16 protein-coding genes are annotated in these 16,903 nt (G+C 74.3%); 6 read left to right on the top strand and 10 right to left on the bottom strand.

Annotated features, from left to right (window positions below; genetic code table 11):
• The first annotated feature begins 138 nt into the window (after window positions 1-138).
• Window positions 139-1,893 (top strand): exo-alpha-sialidase, encoded by a 1,755-nt coding sequence (locus IF06_RS32770; RefSeq protein ID WP_052166122.1) that lies wholly within the window; start codon window positions 139-141, stop codon window positions 1,891-1,893.
• Window positions 1,894-1,936: 43 nt separating this feature from the next.
• On the opposite strand, the gene IF06_RS0103480 is transcribed toward IF06_RS32770, so the two are convergent.
• From IF06_RS0103480 to IF06_RS0103450, 7 genes are read right to left on the bottom strand one after another with little or no spacing between them, the layout of a single operon-like run.
• A complete protein-coding gene (locus tag IF06_RS0103480; RefSeq protein ID WP_030268942.1) occupies window positions 1,937-3,529 on the bottom strand; it encodes an amidohydrolase in 1,593 nt (530 codons plus the stop codon).
• A 32-nt stretch (window positions 3,530-3,561) separates the two neighbouring features.
• Complete coding sequence (mnhG, locus tag IF06_RS0103475) at window positions 3,562-3,960, bottom strand: monovalent cation/H(+) antiporter subunit G (protein WP_013477152.1); 399 nt, start codon at window positions 3,958-3,960, stop codon at window positions 3,562-3,564.
• A complete protein-coding gene (locus IF06_RS0103470) occupies window positions 3,957-4,220 on the bottom strand; it encodes a monovalent cation/H+ antiporter complex subunit F (protein WP_013285827.1) in 264 nt (87 codons plus the stop codon). The genes mnhG and IF06_RS0103470 overlap by 4 nt, the downstream gene beginning before the upstream one ends.
• Window positions 4,217-4,816 carry a Na+/H+ antiporter subunit E gene (locus tag IF06_RS0103465; protein WP_030268940.1) on the bottom strand — a complete coding sequence of 200 codons (600 nt, stop codon included), beginning with the start codon at window positions 4,814-4,816 and terminating at the stop codon, window positions 4,217-4,219. The genes IF06_RS0103470 and IF06_RS0103465 overlap by 4 nt, the downstream gene beginning before the upstream one ends.
• Complete coding sequence (locus IF06_RS0103460) at window positions 4,813-6,384, bottom strand: Na+/H+ antiporter subunit D (RefSeq protein ID WP_013477154.1); 1,572 nt, start codon at window positions 6,382-6,384, stop codon at window positions 4,813-4,815. The genes IF06_RS0103465 and IF06_RS0103460 overlap by 4 nt, the downstream gene beginning before the upstream one ends.
• Complete coding sequence (locus tag IF06_RS0103455) at window positions 6,381-6,848, bottom strand: Na(+)/H(+) antiporter subunit C (protein WP_030268938.1); 468 nt, start codon at window positions 6,846-6,848, stop codon at window positions 6,381-6,383. The genes IF06_RS0103460 and IF06_RS0103455 overlap by 4 nt, the downstream gene beginning before the upstream one ends.
• Complete coding sequence (locus tag IF06_RS0103450; protein ID WP_030268936.1) at window positions 6,845-9,679, bottom strand: Na+/H+ antiporter subunit A; 2,835 nt, start codon at window positions 9,677-9,679, stop codon at window positions 6,845-6,847. The genes IF06_RS0103455 and IF06_RS0103450 overlap by 4 nt, the downstream gene beginning before the upstream one ends.
• A 191-nt stretch (window positions 9,680-9,870) precedes the next feature.
• Here IF06_RS0103450 and IF06_RS0103445 point away from each other — a divergent pair, with 191 nt between their 5' ends.
• Together IF06_RS0103445 and IF06_RS0103440 are read left to right on the top strand one after the other, a co-directional pair.
• Window positions 9,871-10,779 carry a hypothetical protein gene (locus IF06_RS0103445; protein ID WP_030268933.1) on the top strand — a complete coding sequence of 303 codons (909 nt, stop codon included), beginning with the start codon at window positions 9,871-9,873 and terminating at the stop codon, window positions 10,777-10,779.
• Window positions 10,780-10,859: 80 nt separating this feature from the next.
• Entirely contained in the window at window positions 10,860-12,086 is a 1,227-nt protein-coding gene (locus IF06_RS0103440) for a PucR family transcriptional regulator (RefSeq protein ID WP_013285821.1), read from the top strand.
• 42 nt (window positions 12,087-12,128) lie between these two features.
• Here the strand turns inward: IF06_RS0103440 and IF06_RS0103435 are convergent, their stop codons facing one another.
• The gene (locus IF06_RS0103435) at window positions 12,129-12,359 is read right to left on the bottom strand and encodes a hypothetical protein (protein ID WP_013285820.1); all 231 of its coding nucleotides are present in this window, start codon (window positions 12,357-12,359) and stop codon (window positions 12,129-12,131) included.
• A 451-nt stretch (window positions 12,360-12,810) separates the two neighbouring features.
• Between IF06_RS0103435 and IF06_RS0103430 the strand changes: the two genes are divergently transcribed.
• Genes IF06_RS0103430 through IF06_RS0103420 form a run of 3 tightly spaced genes read left to right on the top strand, consistent with a single transcriptional unit; the run spans window position 12,811 to window position 14,960 of the window.
• On the top strand, window positions 12,811-13,650 hold the full coding sequence (locus IF06_RS0103430; protein WP_013285818.1) for a rod shape-determining protein: 840 nt from the start codon (window positions 12,811-12,813) through the stop codon (window positions 13,648-13,650).
• 2 nt (window positions 13,651-13,652) lie between these two features.
• The gene (locus IF06_RS0103425; RefSeq protein WP_013285817.1) at window positions 13,653-13,964 is read left to right on the top strand and encodes a TraR/DksA family transcriptional regulator; all 312 of its coding nucleotides are present in this window, start codon (window positions 13,653-13,655) and stop codon (window positions 13,962-13,964) included.
• 48 nt (window positions 13,965-14,012) lie between these two features.
• Entirely contained in the window at window positions 14,013-14,960 is a 948-nt protein-coding gene (locus IF06_RS0103420) for an acyltransferase domain-containing protein (protein ID WP_030268930.1), read from the top strand.
• Here IF06_RS0103420 and IF06_RS0103415 read toward each other — a convergent pair whose 3' ends face one another.
• Both IF06_RS0103415 and IF06_RS0103410 read right to left on the bottom strand, forming a co-directional pair.
• Window positions 14,961-15,536: a hypothetical protein gene (locus IF06_RS0103415; RefSeq protein WP_013285815.1), complete on the bottom strand. Its 576-nt coding sequence runs from the start codon at window positions 15,534-15,536 to the stop codon at window positions 14,961-14,963.
• 49 nt (window positions 15,537-15,585) lie between these two features.
• The gene (locus tag IF06_RS0103410; RefSeq protein ID WP_030268927.1) at window positions 15,586-16,809 is read right to left on the bottom strand and encodes a multidrug effflux MFS transporter; all 1,224 of its coding nucleotides are present in this window, start codon (window positions 16,807-16,809) and stop codon (window positions 15,586-15,588) included.
• Between the last annotated feature and the right edge of the window lie 94 nt (window positions 16,810-16,903).

Here is a 16,903-nt window from a genome sequence, read left to right as displayed (position 1 = left end):
GGCTCGCGAACCGGACGGGGACGTCGACCGGAACCGATCCTTGACGGGCCGGGGTGAAGCCGCCTAGCGTGCAGACATCGGACATCTGACGTCAGATTGATGCCCGATTCCCCCTCCCCCGTCCCCGAAAGGAACCACGTGTCCCCTCGCCGCGCCATACCGCGCCGCGCAACCGTCCTCGCGGCGGCCGCCCTCACCCTGCTCTCCGTACTGCCCGCCACCGCGGCCCAGGCCGCCGCCCCCGCCGGCGTGACCGCCACCGTCGGGGCCGACTGCACCGCCGGCCGGCTGCTGCTCGACCTCGACAACCGCAGCACCACGACGCAGACCTACACCGTCACCTGGCCGGGTCGCTCCGGCTCGCCGTGGACCCGCACGGTCGCCGCCGGTGGCACCGCCGAGCTGTACTGGACGCTGTCCCCCGGCACGCCGTACACGCTGCGCACCACGACCCCGACCGGTCTGGACGACACCACCAGCGGCATCTTCCACTGCGGCACCGGCATGTCCGCGCTGGCCGGCTTCGACTGCACGAACGGCCGCCTCCAGCTCGCCCTGGAGAACCGCACCACGACGGCCCGGGACTTCACAGTCACCTGGCCCGGACGCACCGGCTCGCCGTGGACCCGCACCGTCGCCGCCGGCGGCAACTACCTGCACTACTGGACCGTCGGCGCCGGCACCCCGTACACGCTGCGGGTCACCGCGCCGGGTTTCGACACCACGCTGCGCGGCACCACCTCCTGCGACCTCGCCGCCGGTAACCCGCAGCTCGCCACCACCACGCTGCTGACCACGCAGACGGTGATCCGCGACCTCAACGGAGCCGGTGGCCGGTACGACGGCACCGTCGCCTCGGTCCGCATCCCCGGCCTGGCCGTCACCAACAACGGCACCGTCGTCGCCGTGGCCGACGCGCGCGTGAACGGCTCGTACGACCTCGGCGGCGGCACCAACAACATCCAGATCGTGATGATCCGCAGCACCGACGGCGGCCGCACCTTCGAGCAGCCCCGCGTCATCCACGCCCCGCCCACCACCAGCGAGGGCGTCGGCGACCCCAGCCTGCTCGTGGACCGCGCCACCGGCGTCGTCTACTGCTTCTTCACCTACTCCCCCCGGCCCGGCATCAGCTTCTGGTCCGGCGGCTCCGGCCTGAACACCGCCGACGACCCGAACAGCATGCACCTGCGTTACATCACCAGCCGGGACAACGGCGCCACCTGGAGCGCGCCGGTCGAGCTGAACCCCGCGGTCAAGGACCCCACCTGGCGGCAGGTGTTCTTCTCCTCCGGCCACGGCATCCAGACCAGCACCGGACGCCTGATCCAGCCGATCGCCTACCGGGACTCCGCCGGCACCAGCCACGCCGCGAACATCTACAGCGACGACCACGGCGTGACCTGGCGCCGCGGCGGATCCGCCGGCGGGAACATCAACGAGAGCAAGGCGATCGAGCGCGGCACCGGCGCGGTGGTGCAGAACATGCGGCACAACTCGACCCGCAGCCGGTTCTACGCCACCTCCGCCGACGGGGGCGCGACGTTCGGTACGGCGACGGCGAGCGCCCTGCTGCCCGACCCGCTGTGCAACGCCGACGAGATGTCCTACCTGCGCCCCGCCGAGGTCGGCGCGAACCGGGCGCCGGTACGCACCCGCACGGCGCTGTTCAGCAACAACGCGCACCCGACCGCGCGCAACGACCTCACCGTACGGCTGTCCACCGACGACGGCGCGACCTGGCCGGCGCGGGCGCTGGTCAAGCCCGGCGGCGCCGGCTACTCGACGATGGCGGTCCTGGCCGACGGCACGGTCGGCAACCTGTACGAGGTGGGCAACACCGGCGGCATCTACTTCGCCCGGTTCAGCCTCGACTGGGTGAAGGGCGCCTGACCGCCGTGTCCCGCCCGGACGGCGTCGTCCGGGCGGGGCACGGTCAGCGCTGCCAGCGGACCACGCCACCGACCACCGTCAGTGCCACTGTCAGATCCCGCAGCCGCGCCGGTTCGACCCGGTACGGGTCGGTGGGCAGCACGATGAAGTCGGCGAGCATGCCGGGGCGCAACCGGCCCTTCAGGTGCTCCTCGTAGGAGGCGTACGCGCCGGCCTCGGTGAAGCACCGCAGCGCCGTGTCCAGGTCGAGCCGCTCGTGCGGGTCGACGCCGCCGGGCGGGGTGCCGTCGGGCTGCTGGCGGGTCACCGCGGCGTGGATGCCGAAGAACGGGTCGGGGTCCTCCACCGGGGCGTCCGACCCGAACGCCACTGTGGCCCCGGCGTCGAGCAGGCTGCGCCAGGCGTACGAGGCCAGGCCCCGGCCGGCGAGCATCCGGGTGGTGAGCGGGATGTCGCTGGTGCAGTGGGTGGGCTGCATCGAGGCGATCACGCCGTGGCGGGCGAGCAGCGGCACGTCGTCCGGCAGCAGGTGCTGGGTGTGCTCGATCCGGTGCCGCAGCCGCGCCACCGGGCCCGGACCGGCCGACTCGCGCCAGCGCGCGTACGCCCGCAGCACCATCCGGTTCGCCGCGTCGCCGATGGCGTGCGCCGCCACCGCGATCCCGGCTCCGGCGGCGGTCGCCACCAGCCGCTCGAACTCCGCGGCCGGGGTGACGGCGATGCCGTGGTTGCCGGGCTCGCCGTCGTACGGCTCGGTCATCAGGCAGGTGTGCGAGCCGAGCGCGCCGTCGGTGAAGATCTTCACCGGGCCGGTGCTCAGCCAGCGGTCTCCGTCGCCGGTGGCCCAGCCGGCGTCGATCGCCTCGTCCAGGGCGGTGGCGGGGATCGTCTTGTGCACCCGCAGCGGCAGCTCGCCCCGGGCGTACAGCGTCTCGTAGGCGGCACGGGCGTCCTGCCCGTCGAGGTCGTGGATGCCGGTCAGGCCGGTGGCGAGCAGCCGGGGCAGGTGGACGCGGAGCTGCGCCACCAGGTCACCGGCGTGCGGGGAGCGCACCACCGCGTACGCCGCGTCGGCCGCCGCCTCGCGCAGGATGCCGGTCGGCTCGCCGTGCTCGTCCCGCGCGATCTGCCCGCCGGGCGGGTCGGGGGTGGTGGCGTCGATGCCGAGGCGGGCCAGGGCGGCGCTGTTCACCCAGATGGTGTGGCCGTCGATGCTCGGCAGCGCCGCCGGCCGGTCCGGGCAGACCCGGTCCAGGTCGGTGCGGGCCGGCTGCACCGGCCGGGTCCATCTGTTGCTGTCCCACCCGCCGCCGAGCAGCCAGGCGTCCGGCGGCAGCGCGGCGGCGTGTCCCGCGATCCGGGTCAGCGCCTCGTCGAGGCTCGCCGTGCCGCGCAGGTCCACCTGGTCCAGCCCGCGCACGTAGGACGCCGCGTGGATGTGGCTGTCGATCAGGCCGGGCAGCACGGCCATCCCGCCGAGGTCGACGTGGCGCGCGCCGCCGCCGGCCCGGTCCCGGCATCCGGCGAGGTCGCCGACGGCGACGATCCGCTCGCCGCGGACCAGCATCGCCTCGGCGTACGGGCGGTCCGGGTCGAGGGTGTGGATGCGGGCGTTCTCGTAGACCGTGCCGCTCATGGGCTCCCCTGCCTCGGCGCTCGTACGGAGTGTCAGGACGTGCGGACCGGCGCCGTCTCCTCCGGCTCACCGGCCCGGTCCGCGCGGATCCGGTCGATGTGGTCGGCCAGCTCGTCGGTGATCAGCAGGTCCCGCCGGATGTCGTCGTGCGGGTACGCGGTCCGCCCGACCATGTGCGCCGCGACCGGGGCGGTGGCGAGCTGGAACAGGCCGACGAGGACCAGCGTGGTGATGTCCACCCCGGTACGCAGCCGCAGCGCGCAGCCGAGCAGCACCAGCAGCAGCCCGAGCACCTGCGGCTTGGCGGCCGCGTGCATGCGTGACAGCACGTCCGGGAAGCGGACCAGCGCGATGCCCGCGGCGAGGCAGAGCAGGGCGCCGGCGATCAGGCAGACGCTGGCGACGATGTCCAGGATCGCGTCGGCGGTCACTTCGGGCTTCTCCGGGACGCGAACCGGGCGACGCTCACCGAGCCGACGAAGCCGACGAGCGCGAGGACGACGAGGACCGGCAGCGCTGTGGCGTCCCGGCTGTAGGCCGCCTCGGTGGCGATGGCCGCGACCGCGACGGCGAGCAGCACGTCGGTGGCGACGGCCCGGTCGAGGATGGACGGCCCGCGGATGATGCGGACGAGGGTGAGTCCACCGGCCGCGACGAGCAGCGCGGTGACGATCACGGCGACGACGGTCACGTCGGTGCTCCTTCCAGTTCGACCGAACCGGCGGGTTCGGCCTCGTCGTGGCGGATCCGGTCGCGCTCCTCGGCCGAGCCGACGGCGGCGACGATGCGCGCCTCCAGCTCCAGCACGCTGCGCCGGAACCGTTCCACCTCGTCGGGGCTCCGGATGCCGATGACGTGCACGTAGAGCGTCCCGGTACTCCGGTCGGCCTCCAGGATGAGACTGCCCGGCACCAGCGACAGCGCCTCGGCGTTGAGGGTCAGGTTGAGGTCGGTGTTCACCCGCAGGCGCACCGCGATGATCGCCGAGTGCGGGTGCCCGGGCCGGACGGCCAGCCAGGCCACCTGGGCGGACGCGACCACCAGGTCGTACAGGAAGCGGACCAGGAACCGCAGCAGCGGCACCGGCCGGATCCGGCCGGCGAACGTGACAGGGGGCAGCGGGAAGACGACGAGCAGCACGGCAGCGACCACGAGTCCGCTGATCACGTTGGCCCAGCTGAAGGTGCCCCACAGCAGCACCCAGACGGTGACGAGGCCGGTCACCGCGATGGCCCGGTTGCGCCAGCGGTCACGGCGGGTCAGTGGCGCTTTCGGCTGACTGGTCACGGCGGTCCCTCCGGGAACACGGCCTCGACGTACGGGGCACGGCGCAACAGGTCGTCGGCGGCGTCGGTGCTGATGTCGAACAGCGGTCCGGCCACCACCGTCAGCGCCAGACCGAGCACCACGAGGGCGGCGGTGGACACCGTCATCAGCCGGGGCAGCACCGCCCCGGCCGGCGCCGGGCCGTCGTGCGGCTGCTCGGCGCCGTCGGTGCGGGCCGCCTGGTCGGCGTCGCCGGGCTCCGGCATGTCCGCGTGCGGGGCCCGCCAGAAGGCGAGGTTCCACACCCGGGCGATGGCGTAGAGCGTGAGCAGGCTGGTGAGCAGTCCCCCGGCGACGAGCGACCAGGCCAGGAACCCGCCGTCGTCGACGCCGGCCTGGACCAGGCCGAGCTTGCCGAGGAACCCGGAGAACGGTGGTATGCCGGCCAGGTTCAGCGCGGGCACGAAGAACAGCACGGCGAGCAGGGGCGACAGCCGGGCCAGGCCGCCGAGGCGGTCCAGCGCGGTGCTGCCGCCGCGTCGTTCGACCAGGCCGGCGGCGAGGAACAGCGTGGTCTGGATGGTGATGTGGTGCACCACGTAGAAGATCGCCGCGGACAGGCCGAGCGGGGTGGTCAACCCGACCCCGAACAGCATGTACCCGATGTGGCTGACGAGCGTGAACGACAGCAGCCGTTTGATGTCCGACTGGGCCACCGCGCCGAGGATGCCCACCACCATGGTCAGCGCCGCTATCACCATGAGCAGGTCGGCGGTGCGGCCGCCGGGGAACAGCAGCGTCTCGGTACGGATGATCGCGTACACGCCGACCTTGGTGAGCAGGCCGGCGAAGACCGCCGTCACCGGGGCGGGCGCGGTCGGGTAGCTGTCCGGAAGCCACGCCGACAGCGGGAACACCGCCGCCTTGATCCCGAACGCGAGCAGCAGCATGCCCTGCAGCACCAGGCGGATGTCGTCGGGCAGCGCGTCCAGGCGGTCGGCGAGCTGCGCCAGGTTCAGCGTGCCGGTGGCGGAGTAGACCAGGCCGATCGCCACCAGGAAGATCAGCGACGAGAGCAGGCTGACCACGACGTACGTGGTGCCGGCCCGGATCCGCGTCTCGGTGCTGCCGAGCGTCAGCAGCACGTAGCTCGCCACCAGCAGGATCTCGAAGCCGACGTAGAGGTTGAACAGGTCGCCGGAGAGGAAGGCGTTGCAGACGCCCGCGGTCAGCACCAGGTAGGTCGGGTGGTAGACCGACAGCGGCGTCTCCTCGTTGCCGTCGGCCATGCCCTGCCCGATGGAGTAGACGAGCACGCACAGGGTGACCGAGGCGGACACCACGAGCATCAGCGCGGCGAGCTGGTCGGCGACGAGCACGATGCCCATCGGGGCCACCCAGCCGCCCACCTCCACCACGAGCGGGCCGTCCAGCGAGGAGCGGACCAGGAGCATCGCGGCCACCGCGACGGTGGCGGTGAGCACGATGATGCTGACCCACCGCTGGGCGCGGGCCCGGCGGGCGAGCAGCAGGGTGAGGGCGGCGCCGAGCAGCGGCATCACCACCGGCAGCGGGACGAGCCAGGTCATCGGACGGCCTCCGCCTCACCGGCGGCGAGCACCCGGGCCTCGGGGCTGCCGTCGTCGGCCTCGAAGTTGTCCGAGTCCGAGGTGCCCGGGCCCTCGTCCCGGTCGGCCAGCTCCATGATCCGGCGGTCCTCGACGTCGTCCTGCACCTCGTCGTGCCCGTTGAGGTGCCAGCTCCGGTAGGCCAGGGCGAGCAGGAACGCGGTCATGCCGAGCGTGATCACGATCGCGGTCAGCACCATCGCCTGCGGCAACGGGTCGGACATGTCCTCCTGGGCGGTGGTGCCGACGATCGGCGGGCCACCGGCCCGGCCGCCGGTGAGCAGCAGCAGGTTCGCGCCGTTGCCGAGCAGGATGACCCCCATCAGGACACGGGTGAGGCTGCGTTCCAGCAGCAGGGTGACGCCGGTGGCGAACAGGACGCCGATCACCACGACGTAGACCAGGTTGGGGACGTTCGGGCTCATACCAGCTCCTCTTCCCGTACGCCGGCCGGTCCGGTCTCCTGTTCGTCGACCTCCTCCTGGCGGTCCATCTCGGCGCCCAGGCTGCGCAGGATGTCCAGGACGAGGCCGACCACGATGAGATAGACGCCGACGTCGAAGAAGACCGACGTCACGAAGTGCACGTGGCCCAGCAACGGCAGGTGGAAGTCGAGCGTCGCGCTCTGGAGGAACTCGCCGCCCAGCAGCATCGCGGCCACGCCGGTGCCGACCGCCACGAACAGGCCCGCGCCGAGCACCAGGCCGGCGTCGACCGGCGCGGCGCCGTTGAGTTCGGTACGCCCACCGGCCAGGTATCGCACGGCGAGCCCCAGCCCGGCGACCAGCCCGGCGGCGAACCCGCCACCGGGAGCGTTGTGGCCGGAGAAGAGCAGGTAGATCGAGAACAGCAGGATGGCGTGGAACAGCAGGCGGGTGACCACCTGGAGGATCACCGACTGCTGCCGGGAGGTCGCGCCGGTGGTGAGCCAGCGCGGGCGCGACGACTGCTGCCGGCCCGCGCCGGGGATGCCGCTGCGCAGGTCCAGCGCGCGGGAGCGGCGGAAGATCAGGCTGGCCACGCCGGTGGCGGCCACGACCAGCACGGCGATCTCGCCCATCGTGTCCCAGGCGCGGATGTCGACGAGCGTCACGTTGACGACGTTCTTGCCGCCGCCGTAGGAGACGGCCTCCTCCGGGAAGCCGACCGAGATCGGCGTGGCGGTCCGGCTGCCCGCCGCCACGTACGCCATCCCGGCGGTGACCACGCCGACGGCGACGCCGAGCGCGACCCGGAACCGCCGGGTGGCGCGGATCGGGCGGGCCGAGAACCGGCGCGGCAGGCGGCGCAGCACCAGCACGAACATCACGATCGTGACGGTCTCCACCAGGAACTGGGTGAGCGCGAGGTCGGGCGCGCCGTGCAGGATGAACATCAGCGCCGTGCCGTAGCCGGTCACGCCGACCAGGATCATCGCGGTCAGCCGGCGGCGGGCCCGCGCGGCCACTACCGCCGCGACCACGATGACCGCGCCGGCGACGGCCTGCAACGGGGTGTCCCAGAGCTGGAACCGCCGGGCCCACGGCGCGCCGGCGAGCACCGCGCCGCCGGGCAGCACGACCAGGACCAGCAGGATGACGCCGAGGTAGAAGGGCAGCGAGCCGCGCTGGGTGGCGCCGGTCAGCTCCACCGCCGCGCGGTCGACCGCGCCGGCCAGCCGGTCGTAGCCGGTGGCGCCGTCGAACGGCAGCCGCGGCAGGTAGGGCCGGCGCCGGTGCAGCAGCAGGAACAGCCCGAGACCGGCGGTCACCGCCAGCGCCGACAGGCCGAGCGCCGGGGTCAGCCCGTGCCAGAGCGCGAGGTGGTAGCCGGGGTCGGCGGTCGGGAACTGATCGGCGTACGGGGCCAGCACCCGGTCCACCGCGGGGGCGAGGACGCCGACGGCGAGACCGGCGAGGGCGAGCACCGCCGCCGGGCCGATGAACGCCGGCTCGATCCGGTGCGGCCGGGTCTCCGCGACGCCGGGCTTGGCGGCGAACGCGCCCCAGAGGAACCGCGCGGTGTACGCGACGGTCAGCGCCGAGCCGGTCACCACTCCGGCGAGCACGACCAGTTCGGTGGTGCCGCCGTGCAGGAACGCCTCGAGCGCGGCCTCCTTGGCCACGAAGCCGATCAGCGGCGGCAGGCCCGCCATCGAGGCGGCCGCGAGTCCGGCGACCGCCGCGAGCACCGGGGCGCGCCGGCCCAGGCCGCTGAGTTCGCGCAGGTCGCGGGTGCCGGTGACGTGGTCGACGACGCCGACGACGAGGAACAGTGTGGCTTTGAACAGGGCGTGCGCCAGCAGCATCGCGGCGCCGGCCAGCGCGGTGTCGCGGGTGCCCGCGCCGAGGATCACCATGAGCAGGCCGAGCTGGCTCACAGTGCCGTACGCCAGCAGCAGCTTCAGGTCGACCTGCCGCAGCGCCGTCCACCCGCCGAGGAACAGGGTGATCAGGCCGCCGGCCAGCAGGACGCCGCGCCACACGGTGGTCTGGCCCACCGCCGGGCCCATGAGCGCGGCCAGGAAGACGCCCGCTTTGACCATGGCCGCGGCGTGCAGGTACGCGCTGACCGGGGTGGGCGCGGCCATCGCGCGCGGCAGCCAGAAGCTGAACGGGAAGATCGCCGACTTGCTGGTCACGCCGAGCAGGACGAGCACCAGCGCGACGGTGAGGTAGCCGCCCTCGGGCAGGTTCCCGGCGATCTCCGACCACCGGTACGAGCCGGCGTGCTGGCCGAGCATCACGAACCCGGCGAGCATCGCCAGGCCACCCAGTGTGGTCACCAGCAGCGCCTGCATCGCCGCGCGGCGGCTGGCCCGTTTGGTCGGGTCGCTGCCGATCAGCAGGTACGAGAAGACGGTGGTGAGTTCCCAGAACACGTACAGCAGCAGCAGGTCGTCGGAGACGACCAGGCCGAGCATCGCGCCGGCGAACGCGACGAACACCGCGGCGAACCGGCCGAGGCCGGGGTCGTCGGAGTGGAAGTAGCGCGCGCTGTAGGCCAGCACGAGGGCGCCGACCCCACCGACGAGCAGCACCAGCAGCCAGGACAGCGTGCCCATGCGCAGCGCGAGTTCCAGGCCGAGCTGCGGCACCCAGGTGACGGTCTCGACGACGGGCCGGCCCGCACGGACCGGTTCGGTGCGGGTCACCGCCCAGATCAGGGCCGCCGCCGGGACGGCCGCCAGCAGGTAGAGCGCCCGCCGACCGAGGAGGCGTACCAGCACGGGGGCGGTCACGGCTGCGAACGCATGGACCGCCACCAGAACCAGCACACACACTCCTCAAGATCGACCTGCGGTACGTCAACCCTAACCGGCGATCCGGCGAGGCGGTATGTCGAGAGAATCACGCGAACGTGTCGTGTCGGCTCCGCTCTGTTTCGGGTAAGGAGTGAGGTTCACTCCGCCCGGTACACCGGTCGGCGTCCGCCGGTCGCCCCGATAGGGTGGTCGGCGTGCTGCCGATGCGAGCCGCCCTGGCGGGCACCACCGGGAACGCGATGCTGATGGGCCTCGCCGAGGTCAGCACGCCGGTCGGCTGGGTGCTGCTGCCCGGCCTGCTCGGCGTCTCGGCCCGGCCCCGGGTGGCGGCGCTGGTGTCGGCGTGGGCGGGCGTGCTGGTCGCGCTGTCAGTCGTCGTACCGGTGATCCCCGGCCACCGCAGCGACCCGCAGGCGCTGCTCGCCTCGGCGGCCGGCCTGGCCGCGGTGCCGGTCCTGGCCTGGGCCCGCCGCCGGACGCGTACCGCGACCGTGGCGCGCGCCGCCGCGCCGCCGGACGTCGCCGTGTTCACCGTGCCGGCCGGGGCCGGGAGCGCCGCGCTGGCGATCTGCGGCACCGCCGGCGAGATCGGCGCCGCCGTCCCGGTCCGCGGCGGTGGACTGCGTGTCCTGCTCGGCACGGTCAGCGGCGCCGCGCTGGACACCCCCGCCGGACCGCGGCGCACAGTGCCGCACCTGGTCGACGCGCTCGACCGGGTGGTACGCGATCTCGCCCCGGCGGGTCACCTGCGTGCCACGATCGTGGACGTGGACCGCGCCGGGGCGGTCCGGGCGGTGCGGTGCGGATCGCCGGATCTCGTGGTCGCAGCCGGGAACCGCGCCGAACCCGCCCGGGTGCCGGACGGGCCGGCGATCGGGTCGACGGAACCGGCCGGACGCGCCACGCCCGGCCCGGTCACCGGCCGCCGGATCGCCGTCGTCGGCACCGGCTTCACCGACGCGCACGGAGAGCGCTGGTTGCGCGTACTCGATCAGGTGGCCGCAGGCGACGACCCGGCGCGGACGGCGCAGCTGCTGACCCGCGGCCCTCGCGGCGGGCGGCGGACCGGCCCGGCGCTGGTGATCGACCCGGAACCACAGTCGCGGGGATGACCGGCGGACCGGCCGGACCCGCCGCCTAGGCTGGTGTGGTGGGCCGGCGTCCGATGCCGGCCCCGTCCGGGGAGACCGCGATGACCGACAACGTCCGCCGGCCGGCACCGGTGGCGGGCGGCGAGGACGAGCAGTGGCTGGCCGAGGTGGCCCGCGAGGCGGGTGCCGACGCGGGCGGCGTGCCGGTGGAGCTGCTCGGCGACTACCTGCGGCTGCTGACCGACGCGGCGGTGACCGGCCGCCGTCCCCGCCGCGCCGAACTCGACGCGGTCGGCGCGCTGGGCCGGCGCGCGGCCGAGCAGGGGATCTCCGCCGGCCGCGCGGTGCGCCTCTACCTGTCCGCGGCGCGGCGTGTCTGGCGGCAGCTTCCCCACCTGGACCGGTCCGACGACAGCGAAGCGGTCCGCGCCGCCGCCGACGCCGTCCTGCACGTGGTCGACACCGCCGTGGCCACGCTCGCCGAGGGGTACGCGGTGGCCCGCCGGGAACTCGTCCGGCGCGAGGAGTCGCTGCGAAGGGAACTCGTCGACGACCTGCTGCGCGGCGACTCCGACCTGGGCGGGCTGGTGGAACGGGCCGAGCCGTTCGGCCTGGACCTGGCCCGGGTGCACCAGGTCGCTCTCGCCGCGCCCGGCCGTCGGCTGCCGGACACGGAGGCGGCGATCAGCGCGCTGGAGCGGGTCATCTTCGACCGGCTCGGTGACCGGGACGTGCTGGTGGCCACGAAGGAAGGGCTGCTCGTGGTGGTCGCCCCGGCGGACCCGGTCACCGCCGACCGGGGCCGCGGCGCCGGAGCGACCGGCAACCTGGGCACGCTGATGCACGGCGAGCTGGACCGGCTGGTGCGGGGCCGGCCGTGGCAGGTGGCGGTGGGCCGCCCGCACCCGGGCGTCTACGGCATCGCCCGCTCGTACGAGGAGGCCCGGGAGGCGCTCACCACGGCGCGGCGCCTGCACAGCGAGGCATCCGTGATCGATGCGCACGACCTGCTGATCTACCGGGTGCTGCTGCGCGACCAGCCCGCCATGGTCGACCTGGTACGGGCGGTGCTGACGCCGCTGGCCCAGGCGCGCGGCGGCGCCGAGCCGCTGCTGGACACACTGAACGAGTACTTCGCCTGCGGCGAGGTGTCGACCGAGGCCGCCCGCCGGCTGCACGTGTCGGTGCGCACGGTCACCTACCGGCTGGCCCGGATCCGGGCGTTGAGCGGCTACGACCCCGCCGACGCGCGGGACCGGTTCACGCTGCACGCCGCCGTGCTCGGCGCGCGGGCGCTGGACTGGCCGCGCCGGCCGCTGCCGGCATAGCGCCGCCGCCGGTCCGGGTCCGCCGCCGGTGTGACAGGCGGCTCAGGCCGGTACGGCGACCAGCTCCGGGAAGCCGAGCAGGTTGGCCAGGGCCGACGCCTCGTCGCGGGTGAGGGTGAGCGTGACCATGCGGTCCGGGTCGTCCGGGTCGTCGTGGACGACGTCGCGCCGGCCGCCGACCTGGTAGTCGATCACGCCGATGCGGCGGCCCTCCTCCGTGGTCAGCGTGTGCCGGACCCCGATGCCGGGGAGGGTCGTACGTTCGATGATCACGGGGACCTCCTTCGGACGCGGCCGCCGTGGGGCCCGCCGGAGCCGGCCGGCGCTAGGGCGACGCGGTGGACGTTCGAGCTGAGCTCGCGTTCTCCATGTGTCAACCATAGCCACGGGGGACGGGCGGATCCGGGTTCCGGCCACCGGCAATCATTGCGCCCTTTGTTGGCCGGTGGCGTGCACTGCCGCGCGTGGTGTTCCAGGCGACGCTGGAGGTCCGAGGCGGTACCCGAGCAGCGAGGAGGTGGTGAGCATGACCCGCACGTCGATGGCTCCGCCACCGGTGTCCGCCGGACTCCTCGCGTCCCGATCTGCGAGCGGCGACCAGAAGCGCGTCTGAGCCCCCGGCCGCCGGCGTCGTCGAGTGAATCCGACGCCCGCGGCCCCGGCCACGCCCCTTCCCCGCACCGTCCACCGCCCGGTTGGGCACCCTGATCCGAGAGAGGTCGGTATGCCGCACCTTGTCACAGCCATTCGCCCTCCGGCCCGTACCGGCATGCTGATCGGCCGCTCCCACGGCAGCCGCCCGCCGGTCACAGTCGACGCGGCGCCGATCGCCGTGGACCTCGGCAGCAGCCTGCTGCGGATCTGGCTGGGACCGGGCCGGACGCTGAGCGTCCCGCTCGGTCACGGCCTGCGCAGCCCGGTCGTCCGGCGCGGCCGGATCGTCGACGGTCCGGCCTGCGTCTCCGAGCTGCGCCGGATCCTGCGCGACCACCGCACCCCGGTCCCGGTCGGGGCGCTCGTCGTGGCCTGCCGTCCGGTGCTCGCCGCGCCGGCCGAGCAGGAGGCGACGCGCCGCGTGCTCACCGCCGTGCTCGCGCCGTCCCGGCTGCTGTTCCTCGACAGCGTCCGGGCGGGCGCCATCGGCGCCGGCGCCGCCGCCGGCACCCTGCTGGTCGCCGACATCGGCGCCCAGCTCACCGAGGTGGCGCTGCTGGAGGACGGCCGGGTGGTCGCCGCCCGCCGGGCCGAGGTCGGTACCCGGGACCTCAACCACGCGACGACCGCCGCCATGCTCGCCGACACCACCTCCCGGCTGGTACGCGAGCTGCGTCAGGACGCGACACTGCGACCTCTGGTCCGCGACGCGCTGGCCCGTGGCCCGATCGTCATCGGTGACGGCGCCACCCGGCCCGACGTGACCGCCCGCCTGGTCGCCACGCTCGGCGCGACGGTGCACCGCGCCGCGTCACCCCGTACCGCCGCGCTGACCGGCGCCGGCATGGCCGCCATCTCGGCCCTGCGACACCCGCACGACACCCAGCGCCGCCCGGAAAGGAGCGCCTGATCATGACGCACGCCCTCGACCGCACCGACACGTTGCGCGAACTGCTGGACCGGCAGTTCGGCGAGTACACCGACCAGCTCACCGAGCTGACGCTGCACACGCGGCAGCCCGACTACGGCGGCCACGACCCGGACACGCTGCGCCGGCTGATCGAGACCGCCCGGCAGGGCGTCGCGGACACCGCCCAGGCGCTGAAGCGGATGTCCGAGGGCACGTACGGCGTCTGCGAGCGGTGCGGGCAGGACATCCCGACCGCCCGCCTGGAGATCCTGCCCTCGGCCCGCTTCTGCGTGCCGTGCCAGCAACGCCGCTGAGCACGCACGGGGCTGTCGGGGCAGGCGCCGGCCGGTAGCGTCACCGCCATGGATGTCGATGACGTCGCCGGCCGGCTCGGCGTGCCCGCCGAGGAGGTCGACCGGGTTCACCGGCTCGCCGGTGACCGGCCCTCCGCGCCGCTGCCCGACCGGGCGGACGCGCCCGCCCTGCTGGCCCGGCTCGCGGTCCGCCCCGACGACGCCGCCGAGATCCTGGCGGGCTGGCCGGAGCCCGGCTCGCCACTGTGGACCCCGGAGCTGCGCTGGCTGCTCGACCGCTCGATCGCCCTGGTTTGCGCCGACCTCGGCGGCCACGCCTGGCTACCGCCCGGCCCGGCGCTGCCCCGCGAACGGGGCCCGGCCTGGCGGCACCTCTACACGTACGCGTACCTCGCACTGGTCGACGTGGTCCGGGCCTACCACAGCGACCACGGCGTCCCCGACGACGTGTCCTGGGCGACGCTCGCCGACCTGGGCAACAACCTCGCCGTCGACAGGCGGATGAACGGCGAGGGCTGGCCGGTCATGCAGTGCTGGCTGACGCTGCACGCGCGCGGCGGCCTCTACGAGCTGGGCCGGCTCCAGCACCAGCGCGGCGACGCCGAGGCGATCGACCTGCACATCCCGGACGCCGGACCGCTGACCCCGGAGGCGGTCGACGCGTCGCTGGACCGGGCCCGCGCGTTCTTCCCGCGCCACTTCCCCGGCGAGCGCTACACCGCGTTCTCCTGCGGCTCCTGGCTGCTCGACCCGCAGTTGCGCGAGTACCTGCCGGAGGACTCCAACATCGTCCGGTTCCAGCGGCGGTTCACGCTGGAGCCCTACCAGGAGCAGCCCGGGCTGGACGGCGACGTCGAGGTGCTGCGGTTCGTGTTCCGCACCCTGGACACGCCGCTGGACCGGCTGCCGCGCCGTACCGTGCTCCAGCGCGCGGTCATCGACCACCTCCGGGCCGGTCGGCACTGGCAGTGGCGCCGGGGCCGCTTCCCCATGTAGTCACGTCAGCGGCCGCAGGCCGCCCCGGTCCGGACCGGGATGCGGCGGCAGCGGCGCTCCGCGGGCCAGCCAGGCGTCGAGCGCGGCCTGGTCGCCGAACAGCAGCACCGGCGGTCCGGCCGGGTCGGCCGCCCAGGCCCGCAGGCGTCGGCGTGCCCGGCCGAAACCGGTCAGGTGCCACACCAGGATCGAGTCCCGGGACAGCACGCTGCGCAGTGTCTCCCGGTTGCCGTTGCAGATCAGCTCCCCGCCGGCCAGCCGCCGCAGCGTGCGCCGCAGCAGCCGCCGGAACGAGACCCCGCGCGGAAGGTCCAGGCCGATCACCAGGTCGGCGCGGCCGAGGACCACGTCCCGCCAGCCGTGGTACGCGCCGTCGAGGATCCAGCTGTCGCGCCGACAGATCGCCTCGATCCGGCGACGCTGCTCCGCCACCGGCACCTCGACCCAGCCGGGCTCCCACAGCAGGTCGTCGACCGGATGCCAGGGCAGGCCGAACCGCTGCGCCAGATGCGCGGCGAGCGTCGACTTGCCGGAGCCGTGGATCCCCTCGACCAGGATGCGGGCCGGGGCGGTCATGGCAGCAGCGTAGGCACCGCGCGCACCCGGTGCGATCCGGGCGGCCCGGTCAGTGCGCGACGGCGACCGCCGGCGCCGCCTCCAGTCCGGCGAGCTGGGACGGCCGCACGACCGCCAGCAGCACCACCAGCGCCACCACCATGCCGCCGGCCACCACCAGCGCCATCGCCACCGCGCCGGTGCCTAGCACGCCCACCAGCGGCGCGGCCACCGCGCCCACGCCGAACTGCACCGCGCCGAGCAGGGCCGAGGCGGTGCCGGCCGCCTCCCCGTGGCGGGACAGCGCCAGCGCCGGGGCGTTCGGCATGGCCAGGCCCGCCGCCGCCAGCACCAGCCACAGCGACACCAGCAGGGCGGGCAGCCCACCGAAGCCGGTCGCGGCGAACACCACCAGGGCCAACCCGGCCACCGTGCCCGCCACCAGCGAGGTCACCAGGATCCACTGCGACGGGTAGCGCCGCAGCAGCCGCACGTTGTACTGGGTGGCGCCGATCAGGCCGATCGCGCCCGCGCCGAACGCCAGGCCGAACTGCTGCTCGTCGAGCCCGTACCCGTCCTGGAGGACGAACGACGAGCCCGCGACGTACGCGAACAGCGCGGCCATCGCGAGCCCGGCGACCAGGACGAGGCCGACGAAGACCCGGTCCCGCAGCAGCCCGCCGTACGTCATCACGGTCGCGACGACTCCGCCGCGCCGGCGGCGCGCGGGCGGCAGCGTCTCCGGCAGCGCGAGTGTGGCCAGCGCGACGAGCAGCACCCCGAAGACGGCCAGGACCACGAAGACACCGCGCCAGTCGGTCCACCGCAGCACGCCGCCGCCCAGCGTCGGGGCGAGGACCGGCGCCGCGCCCATCACCAGCAGCAGCCGGGACAGCATCGTGGCGAACGCCGACCCGGTGAACAGGTCACGCACCACAGCCATCGCCACCACAGCGGTCGCGGCGACACCGAGGCCCTGCACGACGCGCAGGACGCCCAGGACGGCGATGTTCGGGGCGACCACGCACAGCGCCGACGCCACGATGTGCAGCATCAGACCGGCGATCAGCGGGCGGCGCCGCCCGACCGCGTCCGACAACGGCCCGATCAGCAACTGCCCGACGGCGAGCCCGGCGAGCGTGCCGGTGAGCGTCAACTGGACCGCCGCCGACGTGGTCGCGAAGTCGGTGACGATCGCGGGCAGCGCGGGCAGGTACATGTCGATCGTCAGCGGACCCACGGCGATCAGCGAGCCGAGGACCAGCACGAGCTTGAGCCGCCGGCTCCGGCTCATCAGGTCGCCCGGGGTGGGCGTCGGGGCGGCATCGGTCGTCTGGGGCGTCCCGGCCCGGTCGTGCGACCGGGCGCGGGAGGGTGCGGCACTCACA

Source organism: Micromonospora globosa (assembly GCF_000717585.1).
Taxonomy (GTDB): Bacteria; Actinomycetota; Actinomycetes; order Mycobacteriales; family Micromonosporaceae; genus Micromonospora; species Micromonospora aurantiaca.
The sequence above is the reverse complement of the archived record's forward strand: the minus strand, read 5'-3'. Positions and strand labels throughout refer to the sequence as shown.